The sequence below is a fragment of the Terrabacter sp. MAHUQ-38 genome, assembly GCF_014518425.1.
Taxonomy (GTDB): Bacteria; Actinomycetota; Actinomycetes; order Actinomycetales; family Dermatophilaceae; genus Terrabacter.
Map to the genome: position 1 here is coordinate 17,019 of NZ_JACVCU010000001.1, position 16,301 is coordinate 33,319.

Annotated in this window: 14 protein-coding genes and 1 tRNA gene; 5 read left to right on the forward strand and 10 right to left on the reverse strand. The window is 69.4% G+C overall.

The genetic code is table 11. From position 1 onward, the window contains the following. Nucleotides 1-26: 26 nt before the first annotated feature. The 9 genes from H9I49_RS00090 to H9I49_RS00130 all read right to left on the reverse strand — a co-directional run bounded on the left by H9I49_RS00090 (nt 27) and on the right by H9I49_RS00130 (nt 10,979). Nucleotides 27-737, reverse strand: a complete 711-nt coding sequence (locus tag H9I49_RS00090; protein WP_188028258.1) for a flavodoxin family protein — start codon at nt 735-737, stop codon at nt 27-29. Nucleotides 738-880: 143 nt separating this feature from the next. Next, a complete protein-coding gene (locus H9I49_RS00095) occupies nt 881-1,441 on the reverse strand; it encodes an OsmC family protein (protein WP_188028259.1) in 561 nt (186 codons plus the stop codon). Nucleotides 1,442-1,513: 72 nt separating this feature from the next. Then, the gene (locus tag H9I49_RS00100; protein WP_188028260.1) at nt 1,514-2,752 is read right to left on the reverse strand and encodes an NAD(P)/FAD-dependent oxidoreductase; all 1,239 of its coding nucleotides are present in this window, start codon (nt 2,750-2,752) and stop codon (nt 1,514-1,516) included. Nucleotides 2,753-2,813: 61 nt separating this feature from the next. Further along, the gene (locus tag H9I49_RS00105; RefSeq protein ID WP_188028261.1) at nt 2,814-4,055 is read right to left on the reverse strand and encodes an alpha/beta hydrolase; all 1,242 of its coding nucleotides are present in this window, start codon (nt 4,053-4,055) and stop codon (nt 2,814-2,816) included. Between the two features lie 58 nt (nt 4,056-4,113). Further along, on the reverse strand, nt 4,114-5,874 hold the full coding sequence (argS, locus tag H9I49_RS00110; protein ID WP_188028262.1) for an arginine--tRNA ligase: 1,761 nt from the start codon (nt 5,872-5,874) through the stop codon (nt 4,114-4,116). An 84-nt stretch (nt 5,875-5,958) separates the two neighbouring features. Next, a complete protein-coding gene (locus H9I49_RS00115) occupies nt 5,959-7,629 on the reverse strand; it encodes a hypothetical protein (RefSeq protein WP_188028263.1) in 1,671 nt (556 codons plus the stop codon). Between the two features lie 241 nt (nt 7,630-7,870). Continuing rightward, nucleotides 7,871-9,511, reverse strand: coding sequence for an AMP-binding protein (locus H9I49_RS00120; RefSeq protein ID WP_188028264.1), 1,641 nt, complete (start codon nt 9,509-9,511; stop codon nt 7,871-7,873). Nucleotides 9,512-9,612: 101 nt separating this feature from the next. After that, nucleotides 9,613-10,296 carry a maleylpyruvate isomerase family mycothiol-dependent enzyme gene (locus H9I49_RS00125; RefSeq protein WP_188028265.1) on the reverse strand — a complete coding sequence of 228 codons (684 nt, stop codon included), beginning with the start codon at nt 10,294-10,296 and terminating at the stop codon, nt 9,613-9,615. A gap of 59 nt (nt 10,297-10,355) precedes the next feature. Continuing rightward, nucleotides 10,356-10,979, reverse strand: a complete 624-nt coding sequence (locus tag H9I49_RS00130; RefSeq protein ID WP_188028266.1) for a DsbA family protein — start codon at nt 10,977-10,979, stop codon at nt 10,356-10,358. A gap of 80 nt (nt 10,980-11,059) precedes the next feature. On the opposite strand from H9I49_RS00130, the gene H9I49_RS00135 reads away from it, so the two are divergent. The 5 genes from H9I49_RS00135 (at nt 11,060) to H9I49_RS00155 (ending at nt 15,671) form a co-directional block, all read left to right on the forward strand. After that, nucleotides 11,060-11,509, forward strand: a complete 450-nt coding sequence (locus H9I49_RS00135; RefSeq protein ID WP_188028267.1) for a MarR family winged helix-turn-helix transcriptional regulator — start codon at nt 11,060-11,062, stop codon at nt 11,507-11,509. Nucleotides 11,510-11,937: 428 nt separating this feature from the next. After that, complete coding sequence (locus H9I49_RS00140) at nt 11,938-12,459, forward strand: ANTAR domain-containing protein (RefSeq protein WP_188028268.1); 522 nt, start codon at nt 11,938-11,940, stop codon at nt 12,457-12,459. A 691-nt stretch (nt 12,460-13,150) separates the two neighbouring features. Further along, nucleotides 13,151-13,720, forward strand: a complete 570-nt coding sequence (locus H9I49_RS00145) for a GNAT family N-acetyltransferase (RefSeq protein ID WP_188028269.1) — start codon at nt 13,151-13,153, stop codon at nt 13,718-13,720. 281 nt (nt 13,721-14,001) lie between these two features. Further along, complete coding sequence (locus H9I49_RS00150; RefSeq protein ID WP_188028270.1) at nt 14,002-14,928, forward strand: methylenetetrahydrofolate reductase; 927 nt, start codon at nt 14,002-14,004, stop codon at nt 14,926-14,928. A gap of 125 nt (nt 14,929-15,053) precedes the next feature. Continuing rightward, nucleotides 15,054-15,671 carry a site-specific integrase gene (locus tag H9I49_RS00155; RefSeq protein WP_188028271.1) on the forward strand — a complete coding sequence of 206 codons (618 nt, stop codon included), beginning with the start codon at nt 15,054-15,056 and terminating at the stop codon, nt 15,669-15,671. A gap of 138 nt (nt 15,672-15,809) precedes the next feature. Here the strand turns inward: H9I49_RS00155 and H9I49_RS00160 are convergent. Then, nucleotides 15,810-15,882, reverse strand: a tRNA-Arg gene (locus H9I49_RS00160). Between the last annotated feature and the right edge of the window lie 419 nt (nt 15,883-16,301).

Below are 16,301 nucleotides of genomic sequence, written 5' to 3' on the forward strand. Positions count from 1 at the left end.
CGTCTGGTCCCGACGGCGGTCGGGCGTCAGCGGTACTCGGGGTTGTGCCAGCCGAAGTGCTCGCCCTCGTTCCACCTCGAGCGCTGGTTGCCGTACGCCGGCACGCCGCCCGCGTCCTTGAGCATCCGCGCCAGGTGCATGAGGTTCCACGTCATGAACGTGGTGTTGCGGTTCGTGAAGTCGTTGTCGGGCCCCCCGCTGCCGGGGTCGAGGTACGACGGTCCGGGCCCGGCCTCGCCGATCCATCCCGCGTCGGCGTTCGGCGGGATCGTGTAGCCGACGTGCTGCAGCGAGTAGAGGACGTTCTGAGCGCAGTGCTTGATGCCGTCCTCGTTGCCCGTGATGAGGCACCCGGCCACGCGTCCGTAGAAGAGGTACTGGCCCTGCTCGTTGAGCATCCCGGAGAGTGCGTAGATGCGTTCGATCAGCCGCTTGGTGATGCTCGAGTTGTCCCCGAGCCAGATGGGCCCGGCAACGACGAGGATCTCGCTCTCGAGGATGCCCGGGTAGAGCTCGGGCCAGGCGTCGGTCTCCCAGCCGTGCTCGCGCATGTCGGGGTACACGCCGGTCGCCACGTCGTGGTCGACGAACCGGATCTCGTCGACCTGCACGCCGTGCTCGCGCATGATCGCCGCGCTCGCGTCGACGAGTCCTTGTGTATGGCTCAGCTCGGGGCTCTTCTTGAGGGTGCAGTTGACGTAGGTGGCCTTGAGGTCGCTGAAGTCCCAGTCGGTCATGAGCCGACTGTCCTCCCCGTCGGACCTCGTCACAACGCTTTCGCACATGACGATGTGCTGACGGCTCGGTGACGCCGCCGGACGGCATGCCCCGCATGGAGCCCGGTCGAATGCCGTCCGGCGCGGCCGGGCACCGAGCGCCGTCAGGCGACCTCGACCTCGATGTCGACGGGCACGCCGTTCGTGATGACGTCGTAGACGGCCGACCGCTGCCGTGACTGCTCGACGATCTGGCGCAGCACGCCCTCCGGGGCGTCGCCCTTGACGACGAACCTGACGCTCACCTGCTCGTAGCCGTTTCGGACGTCCTGGAGCCCGAGGATGCCGTTGAGGTCGATGTCGCCGGTGACCGTCGAGCGGACCTCGGTGAGGGTGACCTTGCGGGCCGAGGCGATGTTCGCGATGCCGGCGGTCAGGCAGGCGGCGAGGGCGTGGAGCACGAACTCGACGGGCGTCGGGCCGCTGTCGCGGCCGACGAGCACGGCTGGGTGATCCGCGTCGAAGACGAACTCCCTCTCGTGCGAACGCTCCTCGCCGACGCCGAAGAAGTCGGAGATGGAGCCGCGGCTGTGGGTGCCCTCGACCCACTGGTTGTGCGCCCGGAACTGGAAGCGAGCGGCGGCGGGCATCTGCTTGACGGCGTCCAGCGTCGCGAACAGCGTCGCCGTGTCGACGCCGTTGCGGTGTGCGGTGTCCGTGGTCATGTCGTGTCTTCTTTCCTTCGTGGTGGTTGCTGCCGGTGCTTCCGGCTGGTCCTCGGTTCGAGGAGGTCTGGGTCAGGCCGCGGCGGTGACGGCCCGAGGGAGGCTGCGCGCGCTGAGCTCGGCGGCGAGGTCGTCGATGGCGCCGGCGAGCCGCTTCTGCAGCTCCACGAAGCGGGGCGGCTCGGGGAACGTGGCGAGCTCGCACGTGATGTCGAAGACGTCACCGGCCATCCGGTCCCGGTCGCGCTCGTAGGCCGTGAGTGCGTCGGTCTCGCACCCCGGGTCGCACAGTGCCTCGTCGAGGGCGACGGCGAGCAGCTCCGCGTCGCGGAAGGCGTCGCTGATCCCGTGACCGGTGATGGCGTCCCGGTGGTAGCCGGCGTCGCCGACCAGGGCCCAGCCCGGCCCTGCCGCGCGCCGGAGATGGTTCGGCATGCGCAGCATGCCGCGCACGGGCGAACGCCGCGCGGAGGGGTCGAGCCGGACAGCAAGTCCGGGCACGCCGTCGGCGAGGACTCGCGCGAACGCCTCCTCCGGTGAGGCAGCAGCCCTGCGGTGCGCTCGGGCGAGGCTCTCCGGGGTGCACGCCCAGATGCAGGCCTGCCCGTCGTGGGTCGGAAAGACCCCGGCGAACACGTCGTCACCCAGGTGGTGCTCGATGGCCGTCCAGTCGCCGGCGAAGTACGCGTACTGCGCAGCACCAGAGGCGGCGCGCTCGACCGTCAGGGGAGCATGCACGGACCTCGCCATGCGCGAGCCCAGCCCGTCTGCCCCGACGACGTACCGCGCATGGACGACAAGCGGTCCGTCGTCGTCGTGCGCCCGCACGCCGACCACGCGGCCGTGCCCGTCGCGCACGACGTCCTCGACCGCCACCCCGGAAAGCAGGCGCGCGCCGGAGCCGAGGGCTGCCTCCTGCAGGATGCGGTCGAGGACGGTGCGCCGCGGCGCCAGCAGGAAGTCGACGCCGTAGCGGTCCTTGACGTCGCGGGACAGGAACCCGAGCTCGCTGCTGAACTCGACCCGACGGATCGGAGGGGCGCCGCTCGCGACGACGGCGTCGAGCAGCCCCCAGCGGCGCAGCTGCACCATGCCCGAACGGGCGATGACGTGCGTCGAGACGGTGTCGCTCGGGAAGGTGGCACGGTCGAGAACGAGGACGTCGTGGCCGGCACGGGCGAGCAGCAGGGCAGTGCCCGCGCCGGCGCAGCGTGCACCCACGACGACGACGTCGGCCGTCAGGACTCGTTCGAGACCGTGGCCGGACGCGGCGGTGGCGCGACGCGCGACAGCGTGGGATGCGGTGCTCATCAGTGGTTCTCCTCATCGGATGTGCGTTGAGGACCACGGTGGCGTGTGGGGCGGGGCCGTCCTAGGAGACGCCGTGGACTTCCCGTGGACTCGGCGTGGACTCGTCGTCGGCGAGGAACACGTCGAGCTCGCGGAGCAGCTGACCCCACGCGGGCTCGTCGGGCATCAGCAGGTGGTTGCGGGTGTCGAGCGGCACGAGCCGGCTCCCGCGGATCCGGGTGGCGAGCTCCACGCCCTGGCTGAACGGGATGCGCATGTCGTGCCGGCCGTGCACGATGAGCGTCGGCACGCTGACCCGGGCCGCCGACTCCGTGACGTCCATCGCGATGGACACGTCGTTGAGACGAAGCGCGTTCTCCGTCGAGGTGGTCCGCCGCATCAGCTCGGCGAAGTCGCTCCAGAGCTGCGGGGGTGCGTCGGCCAGGAAGGTCGACGAGAAGTAGAGCCGGAACGACGGGTCGTCCCGCCCCCAGCCCACCTGGATCAGCTCGCGCTGCAGCTCGGCCTCGCGGAGCTCCTCCGGGGTGCGCGCCCGCGCGAGACGGCCCTTCATGAAGGCGCCCACGAGGACGAGTCGGGTGACCCGTTCGGGGTGGCGGACGGCATACTCGATGGCGACCGGGCCACCCTGTGACAGGCCCATGAGCGGGAAGCGCTCCAGGCCGAGCTCGTCGACGACCGTCTCGAGGTCGCTCACGAACGCGTCGAAGGACACGTCCGCAGGGTCGGCGTCGGACAGGCCGCAGCCGCGTTCGTCGTAACGCACGAGCATCCGGTGACGCGAGAGCCCCTCCATCCAGTGGCGCCAGACGGGGCTCTCCCACTCGTAGTCGAGGTGGGTCACCCAGTGAGCCGCGCGGACGAGCGGCGGACCGTCGCCGACCGTCGCGTAGGCGAGGCGGGCTCCGTCCGGGGTCGTGCAGAACCGGATGCGCTGCTCGAGGCGGCGTGCGGCTGGTCCCGGCGCCGGCTGGCTCGCCGTCGCCGGGCCCGGCTCGACCGTCACGTCCGCCACCCACCGGTAGCCGCGGCCGTGCACGGTCTTGATGACCGTCTGCAGGATGCCGTCGTCGCCGACCGCCTGCCGCGCCACCTTGATGCGACTGGTCAGCGTCGACTCGCTCACGAACCGGTCGCCCCACACCGTGTCGAGCAGCTCGGTCTTGGGCACGACGCGCTCACGGTTGAGCACGAGGTGGCTCAGGACGTCGAACACCTGCGGCTGGACGTGCAAGGTGTCGCCGCCGCGTTCGAGCAGGAACCTGTCGGTGTCGAGGACGATGTCCCCGAACGTGAACCGCACGTTCGATTGTCGCAGAGAGTCACCGGCCGGCGCTGGACTCCGGTGCCCTCCGCAACGGTCACATCTGCTCGGGTGACTCCAGTCCGAGCAGGTCGAGACCGGTGGTCATGACCCGGAAGACGAGCGCGCACAGCGTCAGGCGCGACTCCTTGACCTCGTCGCCATCGGCCTTGAGGACAGGGCAGTTCTCGTAGAAGGCCGAGAACGCCTGGGCGAGCTCGAAGAGGTAGCCGGCGAGGCGATGCGGCTCGTACGTGGCCCCGACCTCCGCGACGACGTCACCGAACCCCAGCAGGTGCGTGGCGAGAGCCCGCTCGTGCGGCTGGCCGAGGATGAGGGTGGCGTGCTGCGCGGCGGGGTCGAGCCCGACCTGACGGAAGATCGACCGGATGCGCGCGACGACGTACTGGAGGTACGGGCCGGTGTTGCCGGTGAGCGCGACCATCCGGTCGAGGTCGAAGACGTATTCGCTGTCGTGCGCGACAGACAGGTCGGCGTACTTCACGGCGCCGATGCCGATCTGCCGGGCGATGGTGGCCCGCGTCTGCTCGTCGAGGTCGGGGCGCGTGCCGTCGATGACCGTCCGCGCCTTGTCGACGGCCTCGTCGAGCAGGGCCATGAGCCGCAGCGGCTTGCCGGAGCGGGTCTTGAGGATCTTGCGGTCCTCGCCGAGCACGTTGCCGATCATGATGTGCACCGTCGCGACGTCGGCGGGAAGCCAGCCGGCCTTGCGCGCCGTCTCCCACACCATGTTGAGGTGCAGCGCCTGCGGGGCACCGATGACGTAGAGCACGCGGTCGGCCTTGAGGTCCTCGACCCGGTGCTTGATCGTGGCGAGGTCGGTCGTGCCGTAGTTGTAGCCGCCGTCGGACTTGCGGATGATGAGCGGCACCGGCTTGCCCTCGCGGCCTGTGTAGCCGTCGAGGAAGACGCAGAGCGCGCCGTCGGAGACCTCGGCGATGCCCTTGCTCTCGAGCTCGGCGCAGATGTCCGCGAGGACGTCGTTGTAGCTCGACTCTCCGGCGAGGTCGTCGTCGGTGAGCGTGATGCCGAGCGTCGAGTAGACCTTGTTGAAGTAGATCTTCGACAGGTCCACGAGCTTGTTCCACAGCCGGAGCGTCTCGGCGTCACCGGCCTGCAGCGCGACGACGCGGGTCCGGGCCCGGGTGTGGAAGTCGCCGTTGCTGCCGGGCGGGTCGGCCTTCTCGGACCGGTCGAACTTGACCCGCGCCGCCTGGTAGAAGGCGTTGGGGTCGGTCACCAGCAGATCGGCCTCCTGGGACTGCTCGCCGACCTCGAGCATGTGCTCGATGAGCATTCCGAAGTTCGTGCCCCAGTCTCCGATGTGGTTCTGCCGGATGACGTTGTGGCCGAGGTGCTCGAGGGTGCGGGCCAGCGAGTCGCCGACGACGGTCGTGCGCAGGTGGCCGACGTGCATCTCCTTGGCGACGTTGGGCGCCGAGTAGTCGATCGGGATGTTCTGCGCCGGCTGGAGGGCGACGCCGGTGCGCTCGTCGGCCTCGACGTCGTGGAGCAGGCCGGCGAGCCACGCGTCGGAGAACGTCAGGTTGATGAACCCCGGCCCGCTCACCTCGACCGTGTCGCAGACCCCATCGAGGTCGAGCGCGTCGACAATCCTGGCTGCGACCTCGCGCGGCGGCGCGCCGACCTTCTTGGCGAGGGCGAGCGCTGCGTTGACCTGCACGTCGGCGAACTGCGACGGGCGCAGCACCGGGTCCGCCTCGCGGAACTCGTCACCGAGGGCGGTGGCGATCGCGGACTGGACCTTGGGCGTGAGCGCGACGAGCGGGGAAACCATGCCGGCAAGTCTATTTGCGCCGGCAGGGTGCCCGCGCCAAGGTTTCAGCCCACCGCGGGCGTACGCGTCCCGTGGCGTGCCCGGTCAGTCCCCCTCGCGGTGGAAGCCGGCCCGGCGGGCGGCGTCCTCGTTGTAGAACCACACGTCGGGCTCGAGGTCGTCGTAGCCGGCGTCGTCGGGAGCGAGGAAGGTCTGGCCGTCACGTGTGCCCTTGACCGCGTGGCCGAGCGGCTGCGCGCCGTCCCCGATCGGCGCGGCCGAGCCGAGACCGAACCCGCCGTCGACGACCTCGTCGAACGCCGAGACGCGTCGTCCGGACGGGCTCGCGTCCTCAGCGGTCGCGGTCTCGTCGGCGTTCGTTGCCGAGTTCACGCTCGTTCCTGCACTCGCACCCGAGTCCCGGCTCGTCGCTGCGGCAGTGTCGCTCTCCGCGCCGGCGTCGGGGCTCGCATCGGGGGTGGTGTCGGGGCGGGTGTCCGTGTCGGGGCTGGTGTCGGTGCTGGCGTCCGTGTCGGGGTAAGCGGCCGCGGCAACGTCCGGGGCGGGCTCGGCCTCCTCACGGCGAGGCTCCTGCGCCGTTGAACCGACGGCCTCGTCGGGTTCGTCGGTCTCGTCGCTCTCGTGCGAGTGCGGAGCCATGTCCACGTCGATGCCCTCATCGGCCGGTTCGGCGCTGTCTCCGGGTCCCGGCGTGCCGGGTGTCGTGGCCCACGCCTGACCGCGGTGGTCGCCGGGGTCGTCGTCGGGAGTGCCGCCGTCGGCGAGCACGTCGTCCCGGTCCTCCAACGCCGGCACCCGCACCTGCGTGGCCTCCTCGTCGGGGCCCGCAGCCGAACCGGCCCCGGCCGAACCGACAGCCGCCGCGCCGTTGTCCTCGTCGTCGGCATCGAGGGCGCTGGAAAGGTTGTCGCTCACGTCGGTGTCCCTCTCGTATCGGGCTGACTGGTCCGTCTCCTCCCCTGTACCCAAAGACCCCTCGTCGCGCTGCACATCTCCGGCCTCGTCCCCGGCGACCTGTGCCTGGTCCCCGGCGACCTGTGCCTCTTCCTCGTCCGCACCTGCCTCCGAGTCGTCGGCAGTCTCGCTCGGTGCCCAGGCAGTCTCGGCAGACGTCGGGCCGCCGGTGACCTCAGGCTCCTCGGAGGCGTAGGAGGACTCGTCGCTCCCGTGGTCCGGGGCTTCGTCGGTCACGGACGACGTGGTCTCCATCGCGGGCGCGAACGGGTTCTCGGCGTCGGCGAGGTCGTCCTCCTCGTCGTCATGGGTGAACGCGGCGGCACCCACAGCCGCCGTGCCCGCAGCGCCAGCCGCCGCACCGGCAGCGGTGCCGGACCGTGACGGCTCCTGGCCGGGGAGCCGCTCACCGCGCTCGTCGAGTCGGTACCCCTCGGCGTCCGTGGGCACGTCGGGGTCGACCCGGTCGGCTTCGCGTTCCAGAGTGACGTGCTCGGCGCGGGCCTCCTCGGCGGACGCGCGGTGCTGCTCGGCCTGCTGCTCGAGGCGCTTCGCCTCGGCCGCCTTCTGCTCGGCCTCCACGCGTGCGTCGGCGGCCATCGCTGCGGTGACCGACGCGCGGTCCTCGCTGTCCTGCAGCCGCGGCAGCCGCTCCTCGACCTTGGCGCGCAGCTCGCCCGCCTCGAAGCGTCGGGCCTCCACCTCCCGGCGACGTCCCGCTGAGACGAACAACCAGATGACCACCGCGATGACGACGGCCGCCACCACGATCCAGAGAATCATCTTGCCTGTGTCGGACATGCCATTCCCCTTACGGACTACGGGCCCTCACGACCGCTTCCCCCGAAACCTACTGCGCGAGAGCCCGTGGCGCCGCCCAGCGCGCCGCCGTTGCTCCCGTGTTCACCTCCGTACCGCGACGCCGACCGCCCTGCCAACGCGCGTATGCCGTGTGGCGAGGCCAGACGGCATACCTCCTCGGTGCGCGGTGACGGGCGCGCGGGCAAACCGTCTCGCGAATCCCGTTGCGCGGTGGACCCGCTCAGCTGAGACCGAGCTTCTTCGCTGTCGTCTCCCGCATCTCGACCTTGCGGACCTTGCCGGTGACGGTCATCGGGAACTCGTCGACGATCTCGACGTAGCGCGGGATCTTGTAGTGCGCGAGCCGGCCCGTGCAGAACTCGCGGAGCGACTCGGCGGTCAGTGGGGCCGCGCCGTCCTTCATCCGGATCCAGGCGCACAGCTCCTCGCCGTACTTCTTGTCGGGGACGCCGATGACCTGGGCGTCCAGGATGTCGGGGTGCGTGTAGAGGAACTCCTCGATCTCGCGCGGGTACACGTTCTCGCCGCCGCGGATGACCATGTCCTTGATGCGGCCGGTGATCTCGACGTAGCCGTCGTCGTGCATGACGCCGAGGTCGCCGGTGTGCATCCAGCCGTCCACGATGGCCTCGGCCGTCTTGTCGGGCTGCTCCCAGTAGCCGAGCATCACGGAGTAGCCCTTCGTCATGAACTCGCCCGCCTGGCCGCGCGGCAGTGTCTCGCCGGTGACGGGATCGGCGATCTTGATCTGGAGGTGGGGCCCGACCCGGCCCACGGTGGCCACCTTCTGCTCGAAGGTGTCGTCGGTACGGTTCTGCGTCGACACCGGCGACGTCTCGGTCATGCCGTAACAGATCGTCATCTCCTCGATGCCGGCGGCGATGAGCTTCTTCATCAGCTCCGCGGGGCAGGGCGAGCCCGCCATGATGCCGGTGCGCACGGTCGACAGGTCGTAGGACGCGAAGTCGGGCAGGTTCCACTCCGCGATGAACATCGTCGGGACGCCGTAGAGGCTCGTGCACCGCTCGTCCTGGACGGCTTGGAGCGTTGCGGCCGGGTCGAACCCGGGCGCCGGGATGACCATGCAGGCGCCGTGCGACGTGCACGCGAGGTTGCCCATGACCATGCCGAAGCAGTGGTAGAAGGGCACCGGGATGCAGACGCGGTCGACCTCCGTGTAGCCGCACAGCTCGCCGACGAGGTAGCCGTTGTTGAGGATGTTGCGGTGGCTGAGGGTCGCCCCCTTGGGGAAGCCGGTCGTGCCCGAGGTGTACTGGATGTTGACCGGGTCGGTGTTGCTGAGGCCGGCCTGGACGCGGGCCAGCTCGTCGGGGGTGACGCCGTCGGCCATGGCCACGAGCTCGTCCCAGCTCGCCGTGCCGGTGTATACGACCCGCTCGAGGCCGTCCACCTGATCGCGGACCTCGTCGATCATCTCGCGGTAGTTGCTCGTCTTGAACGACTCGGCGGCGACGAGCGTCGAGACGCCGGCCTGGCCGAGGACGTACTTCAGCTCATGGGCGCGGTAGGCCGGGTTGATGTTGACGAGGATCGCGCCGAGCTTCGCCGTGGCGTACTGCACGAGCGTCCACTGCGAGCAGTTCGGCGCCCAGATGCCGACCCGGTCACCCGTCTTCACACCGGCGGCGAGGAGCGCGCGGGCGAGCCGGTCGACGTCGTCCCGCAGCTCGGTGTAGGTCCAGCGCCGGCCCTGGGTGACGTCGACGAGGGCCTCGCGGTCGCCGAAGCGGGCGACGGTGGCGTCGAAGTTGTCGCCGATCGTCTGCTCGATGAGGGCCGGCTCCGTCTCTCCGCGCGTGTGCGACAGCGTCGGGTCGGGGGTGTCGAGAGCGTCGGTCATCAGTGCCTCCGTGCGGCAGTGGACGGTTCATCCACACCCAACCCCCGCGCTCCTGCGCGCGCAAGGGCGGCAAGCCGTTGCCGCACCGAGCACGTATGCCGTCAGGCGGGCTGCGTCTGCATCGTCAGCTGGGCGGCGCCGTCGCCCTGCAGCCACGTGAGTGCGACCCGGCGACCGGTGACCAGGAGCAGGAGGGCGCCGACGGGTCCGGTGATCTCGGGACCCGTGCCGACCGACCAGCGCGCGTCCGTGGCGACGAGGCGGTAGCCCTCGAGAGGTAGCTGCCTGAAGACCGCCCCGGTCCAGCCTTTTCGCGTGGCCCAGATGTGGTCGACGGCGATCAACGCCGCGGTCGGCCGCATTTCGAGGTCCAGTCCGAGCGGGATCGCGATGTCCTGCGCGTGCACGAGGCTGTCGGACAGGGTGCCGGGCGGCGCGATGAACGAGTTGTGTCGCCGGGACCCGATCCCGGACCGGATCCGCGTGATGATCTCGTGGGTCGGCCGCGCCGCCTCGAGCACCGCAGAGTCGTGGATCATGCGGTTCAGGCCGTGACTGCGCAGCAGGCTCGGGTGGTGTGCGAGCAGCCGCACGACATCGGTCAGGTGCTGGCGCTGGAGCGTCAGGTGCGCCGCGACATGTCGCACCGTCCATCCCTCGCAGAGCGACGGCTGCTCCCACTGCTCGTCCGTGAGCCCCTCGAGCATCGCCGCCGTGCGGAGCCGCTGGTCGTCGATCTCCGACCAGACCACGTCGAGATCCGGTGTTCCGGCGTCAGATCTCATGTCGATCCCTTTCTGTCACAGATTCTCTCGCGTCCGCGCTGGTGGCGCAGGCGCCTGGCTCAGGTGAAGACGGGCGGCCGCAGCCGCGTCCGCTTCAGCTCGAAGAACTCGGGGTAGCCTCCGAGCAGCCGCGCCCCTTCGAACACGCGCACCGCATCCTCTCCGCGCGGGATCGCGTTGAGGACCGGGCCGTAGAAGGCGACGCCGTCGATGTGGGTGATCGGGGTGCCGACGTCTCCGCCGACCGGGGCGATGCCGGCGTCGTGGCTGCGCCGCAACGGCTCGTCGTACGCGGCGTCCTCCATCGCGTCCTCGAGGTCGGCAGGCAGGCCGACCGACGCGAGCGCCGAACGCACGGCGAGGTGGTACTCGGCGCTCGTGGGACGGCGCCAGACGTCGAAGACGACGGCGCCGAACGCGGTGTAGAAGCCGTCCAGCACGCCGCCGCCGCACCGCTCCACGGCGGCGATGGCCACGCGGGACGGTCCGCGGGAGTCATCCACGTTTCGGCGGTAGGCCGGCTCGACGTCGGTGCGGTGCTCGTTGACGAGATAGAGGCTCATGACGTGGTGCCGCACATCGAGCGGCACCCGGGCCGCGACCTCCTCGAGCCAGCGGGAGGCCGTCCACGAGTACGGGCAGACCGGGTCGAACCAGAAGTCGACGACGGGTCGGGCATTCATGGGTTGGCTCCTCTCGCTATGCTCTAGTTCGATAGTCTGACCAATATAGTTCGAACATAGGACTAGTTCAAGAGGTTTCCATGACATCCCAGCTCTCCGTCGGCGTCCTCATGTTCATCGCCGCTCGCGACGTCGAGAACCGCGTCATCGAGGCGATGCGGCGGGCCGGCGTCGACGACATCACGGTCGCGCAGGGCCGGGTCGCCGCCCGTATCGGCCCGCACGGCACGCGGCTGTCCGACCTCGCCGAGCAGGCCCAGGTCACGAAGCAGACGGCGACCGCGCTGGTCGACCGACTCGAGGCCGCGGGCTACGTCGAGCGCGTGCCCGACCCTCGCGACGGCCGCGCCCGCCTGGTGCGCTTCACCGCCAAGGGCGAGGCGATGCTGCCCGTCGCCCGCGCCGAGGAGCAGCAGGTCGAGCGCGAGTGGGAGCAGCACCTGGGCGCGCGCCGGATGCGCGACCTGCGCGAGTCGCTCACGTTGCTGCGCGAGATCACTGACCCGTACCAGGAGCCCGCCGACGTCTGACGGGCGTCTCCGCCGGTCGGGCCTCCTTCCCTCACCTCGACACAGGCGGCTTCTGGATTCGAACCCCAAACCTTCTGATCCGTCGTGCCGTGCAGGGCGTCCACCTGAACCGATGTTGAACCTTTCGAGCAGAGCACCCGACTCCGGTCAGTCTGTTTTGTCGCAGCCGTTCAACCGGGAACAGGCCACGCGTTGGCACAAGCGTCAGCAGCACGATCCTCCGTCGGGGTGGTGTCCAAGCGCGCTGGCGTCCGTTCGTGTCGAGCTTGCACCGTTTTGGCCGGGAGACGAGTGACACCGAGCCGCTTGTTGACCCGGCGCCCTCCCTAAACAACTACCCGTCTACGACCGCTTCGTGCACGCGCTGGCTCGCTGTCGACCGCATCGGACTTCCCCCGTCAGCGCACCCCGTCGGCCATACTTGCCGCATGACTGACGAGCAACCGGAGAGCGACTTCGAGTCGCAGCGGCGGTTCGAGGAACTGCGTGACCAGGTCGCCGCCAATCGAATCGACCTCGACGCTCTGCAGTCCCGCGCCGATAAGGCCAACCACCGGGCAGACGCGAGTGAACACCGCGCCGATGACGACCGTCGCCGGGTCGACAAGCTGGAAGCCCGCATCGATGTGGATGAAGCGATGATCGCCGAGCTGCAGGCCGACGGAGTGCTCAGCAGGGAGCACGCAGCACAGATGGAGGAAGCCCTGCGTTCATCACGCAGAATCGGCGCCGCAATCGGCATCGTCATGGCCAACGACAAGGTGCGCGAGCAAGCAGCGTTCGAAATCTTGAGCAAGGCCAGCCAACACACCAACCGCAAGCTGCGCCTCCTCGCGGACGAGCTCGTCGAGACGGGCGACGTGAACTGCCTGTCTCCGGCCGCAAGGCTCGCGCGACGCCACGCGCCCAACGAGTCTGAAGAGACGTCCGACGATCTGCAGGAGGGCTGACCGCGACCCCACGCCTGCACCGCCGGCCAGGGGGGAGTCACTGACCCGATAGCGGAGCACAAGAGCCTGACCAAGTGGGGGTGAAGGGTGGCCGGAGGCCATCATGCAGTGACGCGTAGCGCCGTTGACGCAGCCCGGAGTCGAGCGGATGCTCCTGCGACGGGTCGGCGGCTCGGTGGTCATGTGCCTCGTGAGGTGCCCACAGCGTGCTCCCCGGTTACCGGCCGGCGTGGCCGGCGAGTGGTGGGGGTGCGCGTACGCGCGAAGCGTGGGCCAAGCAGTCGCCCGGCAGGGTCGGCGCGCGCGCTGGTATGCGGTGTCCGACGAGCTCGTCTGGGTGGTCGAGCTGGATCGCGGCCGCGCTTGGACGCCGTGGACGATGATGGTCGGCGGCGCCGTTCGTGAGTGGCCTATGTGGACGGCATTCCGGCTGTGCCTGGCTGCCATGTCCAATCGAGTACGCGCTGATGCCCTTGGGCGTTCCGGGCGCCGCCATCGGAACGCCCTTCAGCTACCACCGCTCCTTCTTTAGGATGGTTTTCGATCACGAGCACGACCTTGCTCCGGATGACGTCAGGCGTGAAGCGTTTGAGTTCATGGCCGCTGATCTGCGGGAGCTGGCGGCTCGCGTGGTGACCCTTCGTTGCAGAGCGACGGACAGCCATGCTGGGCAGCAGAAGGGATCGAACCGATGACCACTGTGCGTGTGGTGCCGGCGACCGCTGAGACATGGCCGCAACTCGGACGGGTCTTCGGCCCCGGGGAGAAGAACCCCACATCGTGCTGGTGTCAACGCTTTCGCCGGCACGACGAGCCCACGAACCGGGACGCGTTGCAACGTGAGATCCAGCAAGCAGATCCTCCGGTCGGTCTGTTGGCCTACCTCGATGGCGACGTGGTCGGCTGGACGCGAGCGGTGCCGCGGTCGACGCTGCCCGGGATAGCCGAGCACCGGGCCCTTGCCCGCATCCTCGACGATGACCCTGACGCGTGGTGGGTCTCCTGCTTCGTGGTTCGCCGCGAGCACCGGGGCACCGGCATCGGAGTCGCTCTGCTCGAGGCTGCTGTGGACTGGGCGGCGCAGCACGGCGCGTCGGTCATCGACGGCCACCCCGTTGACAGCGACCGGCTCGCCCGCACCCCCTCCCCGTCCGCAGTCTTCACGGGAACCCTCGCCATGTTCCGACGAGCGGGCTTTGCCGAGATCGGACGTAGTTACCCGACCCGACCTGTGATGAGGCGCGAGCTCGTGCGCCGCTAGCCGGTGAGATGTCCAGCTCACACATTGCGCGACCGGTCGGGGGCATGAGCGTGCGCCCGCCGACGGGCTCGGCAGAAGACTCCGCGGACCGTTGGAGGTCAGCCTGCTCAACGCCCAGCGCTCGTATTGGGCGCAACTGAACCCAGGATGACGGCACCGTTCGAGTCGGGCCAGTCCCCAGCGGGCGCCGTTCAGCACGGGCGGCGACCGGAAAATGCGCACGGAGCGGCAGATCCGTCCGGTTCGGGACGAGCCAACGCTCAGTCCGTTACGGTCGCGGCGTGGATCTTCAGCGGCGCATCGTCGAACGTCGGGGCGAGTTCCTGTTCTTTGCGCTGACACCGCCGCGTCGAGCGACGTCGCCGGAGAAGAGCCAAGAGATCGCTGACGTCACGGCCAAGCGTCTTCAGGCGCTGGACCTGGACGGCCTGGTGCTCTACGACATCGACGACGAGAGCGACCGAAACCCAGAGGAGCGGCCCTTCCCGTTTCTGCCGACCATGGACCCGGCGGAGTATCTCTCCAGGCACCTCAACGACTGGGGCATGCCGGTCGTTGTCTACCGCGCGGTCGGCAAGTACGCCGAGCCCCAGCTCCGATCATGGCTCCACGCACAGGACCCCGATCGGGTCATGTCGGTCTTCGTCGGGACCTCGTCACGCGACAAGCCGGTGGCGACGTCCTTGAGGCGCGCCCAGGAGCTGCGGTCCCAGGTGAAGCCTGACCTGCTGCTCGGCGGGGTCGCGATCCCTGAGCGCCATACGCGCCATGGCGATGAGCATCTGCGACTGCTCGCCAAGCAGGCAGCCGGCTGCGCGTTCTTCGTCACCCAAGTGGTCTACGACGTCAACGCGGCGAAGAACCTGGTCTCGGACTATCGCTACGAATGTGCCGCTCAGGGCCTGGATCCGGTCCCGATCGTGTTCACCTTCTCGGTGTGCGGGTCGATGAAGACCCTGGAGTTCCTCAGCTGGCTCGGCGTCGACGTACCGCGTTGGATCCAGAACGAACTTCGGCACGCCGACGACACCCTTGACGCGTCCTTCGAGCAAGCGCTGGCGATGGCTCGTGAGCTGATTGCTTACTGCCGACGTCTCGGCGTCCCCTTCGGACTCAACGTCGAGAGCGTCTCGATCCGGCGTGCTGAGATCGCGTCGTCGGTGCATCTCGCCGCCCGCCTGCAGGCCGAACTGCGCCGGCCGGACTGACCCGTCATAGCCATCCGTGGCCGTCCACTGATGGCAATCCGGGACGCCGCCGAGCCTCGGGCGTCCCCGGCCGGGCGGATGGGGGCACGCCGGTCAAGGGTCCGCGCGTCGAGCGTCAGGAGGTCGTGCCCTGGATTCCCGACGAGGCGGGCCAGTTCCTCGAGTCATTGGCGGGTCATCGACTGCACGCGCTGTTCGCGGTCGGCGTGGCTCTCGGTCTGCCCGAGGGCGAGTTGCTGGCCCTGCGATGGGACGACGTCGACCTCAAGGCGGGCATCCTCCGCGTCCGGGCGACGGTCCAGCGGCTTGGTAAGGGGGTGGGCCTCGTGACCGGGTCGCCGAAGACCACTCGCAGTCGCCGGACCCTGCCGCGTCCCCGGGTCCTCGTCGACACGCTCGCCGCGCACCGGGCCGCGCAGAGCCGTGAGCGCGAGGCTGCTGGACCCAGATGGCAGGACGCCGGGCTGGTCTTCGCGACCTCGCGGGGGACGACGATCGAGCCGCGCAACCTGAACCGCTTCCTTGACGAGGCCATCGCTCGCGCTGGGTTGCGCCGCATCCGGTTCCACGACCTGCGCCACACCTGCGCCTCGCTCCTGCTCGCTCAGGGCGTGTCGGCTCGCGTCGTCATGGAGGTGCTCAGGCACACCCAGTTGAGCATGACAACCGACCTCTACGGGCACGTCATGCCGTCCTCCCTGAGGTCTGCGGCCGATGCGCTCGATGGGGTGTTCGGCAAGTGATGCGGGGCCCTCACCTGGCCCGGTTGCTGTCAGCGCTGCTGTCAGTGGCCCGCCTCGTCGGCGTCTGGCCGTGCAAAACAAAGCGGCCCGACCCGCGTCTCCGCTGGTCAGGCCGCTTCCTTCTGTCTCAACACAGAGCGCACCCGTAGGGATTCGAACCCCAAACCTTCTGATCCGTAGTCAGATGCTCTATCCGTTGAGCTACGGGTGCAGGTTCGGCCCGCGACATCTGTCGTGGTCGAACGAAGAGTTACCTTAGCGCCTCGGGTCGGCTTCACGAAATCGGCCGCCGCGGGCGCCGTCAGCCTGTGACCACCCCTTGTCGAACGGCCCTCAGGCGCTCACGCCTCCAGCCGTTACACCCGTCACGGCCAAGGCGTATGCCGGCCGGCAGCGTCCCCCGACTTCTCGCCGGGCGCCCTGGCTGAAAGTTCTGCAAGAAACCGTCAGGAATGGCGCGAAATCCTTGCGCGGCGGCATGCGTTGTGAGCCGTTTCACCGCTCGTGGCCCCGCAGGCGGTCTGTGGCACCCCATCCGGCGCGTACCTTGAAATCATCACGTCATCTGTTCAGCATGTGGACACCTGGCGGTCGGCCCCATCAGGGCTCACCGGCGACCACGTGCCGAGC

Bases quoted from the DNA above. Each gene is read 5' to 3' on its own strand.
- H9I49_RS00090 (WP_188028258.1), bottom strand. From the start codon at position 737: ATGACCGACTGGGACTTCAGCGACCTCAAGGCCACCTACGTCAACTGC.
- H9I49_RS00095 (WP_188028259.1), bottom strand. From the start codon at position 1,441: ATGACCACGGACACCGCACACCGCAACGGCGTCGACACGGCGACGCTG.
- H9I49_RS00100 (WP_188028260.1), bottom strand. From the start codon at position 2,752: ATGAGCACCGCATCCCACGCTGTCGCGCGTCGCGCCACCGCCGCGTCC.
- argS (WP_188028262.1), bottom strand. From the start codon at position 5,874: ATGGTTTCCCCGCTCGTCGCGCTCACGCCCAAGGTCCAGTCCGCGATC.
- H9I49_RS00115 (WP_188028263.1), bottom strand. From the start codon at position 7,629: ATGTCCGACACAGGCAAGATGATTCTCTGGATCGTGGTGGCGGCCGTC.
- H9I49_RS00120 (WP_188028264.1), bottom strand. From the start codon at position 9,511: ATGACCGACGCTCTCGACACCCCCGACCCGACGCTGTCGCACACGCGC.
- H9I49_RS00125 (WP_188028265.1), bottom strand. From the start codon at position 10,296: ATGAGATCTGACGCCGGAACACCGGATCTCGACGTGGTCTGGTCGGAG.
- H9I49_RS00130 (WP_188028266.1), bottom strand. From the start codon at position 10,979: ATGAATGCCCGACCCGTCGTCGACTTCTGGTTCGACCCGGTCTGCCCG.
- H9I49_RS00135 (WP_188028267.1), top strand. From the start codon at position 11,060: ATGACATCCCAGCTCTCCGTCGGCGTCCTCATGTTCATCGCCGCTCGC.
- H9I49_RS00140 (WP_188028268.1), top strand. From the start codon at position 11,938: ATGACTGACGAGCAACCGGAGAGCGACTTCGAGTCGCAGCGGCGGTTC.
- H9I49_RS00145 (WP_188028269.1), top strand. From the start codon at position 13,151: ATGACCACTGTGCGTGTGGTGCCGGCGACCGCTGAGACATGGCCGCAA.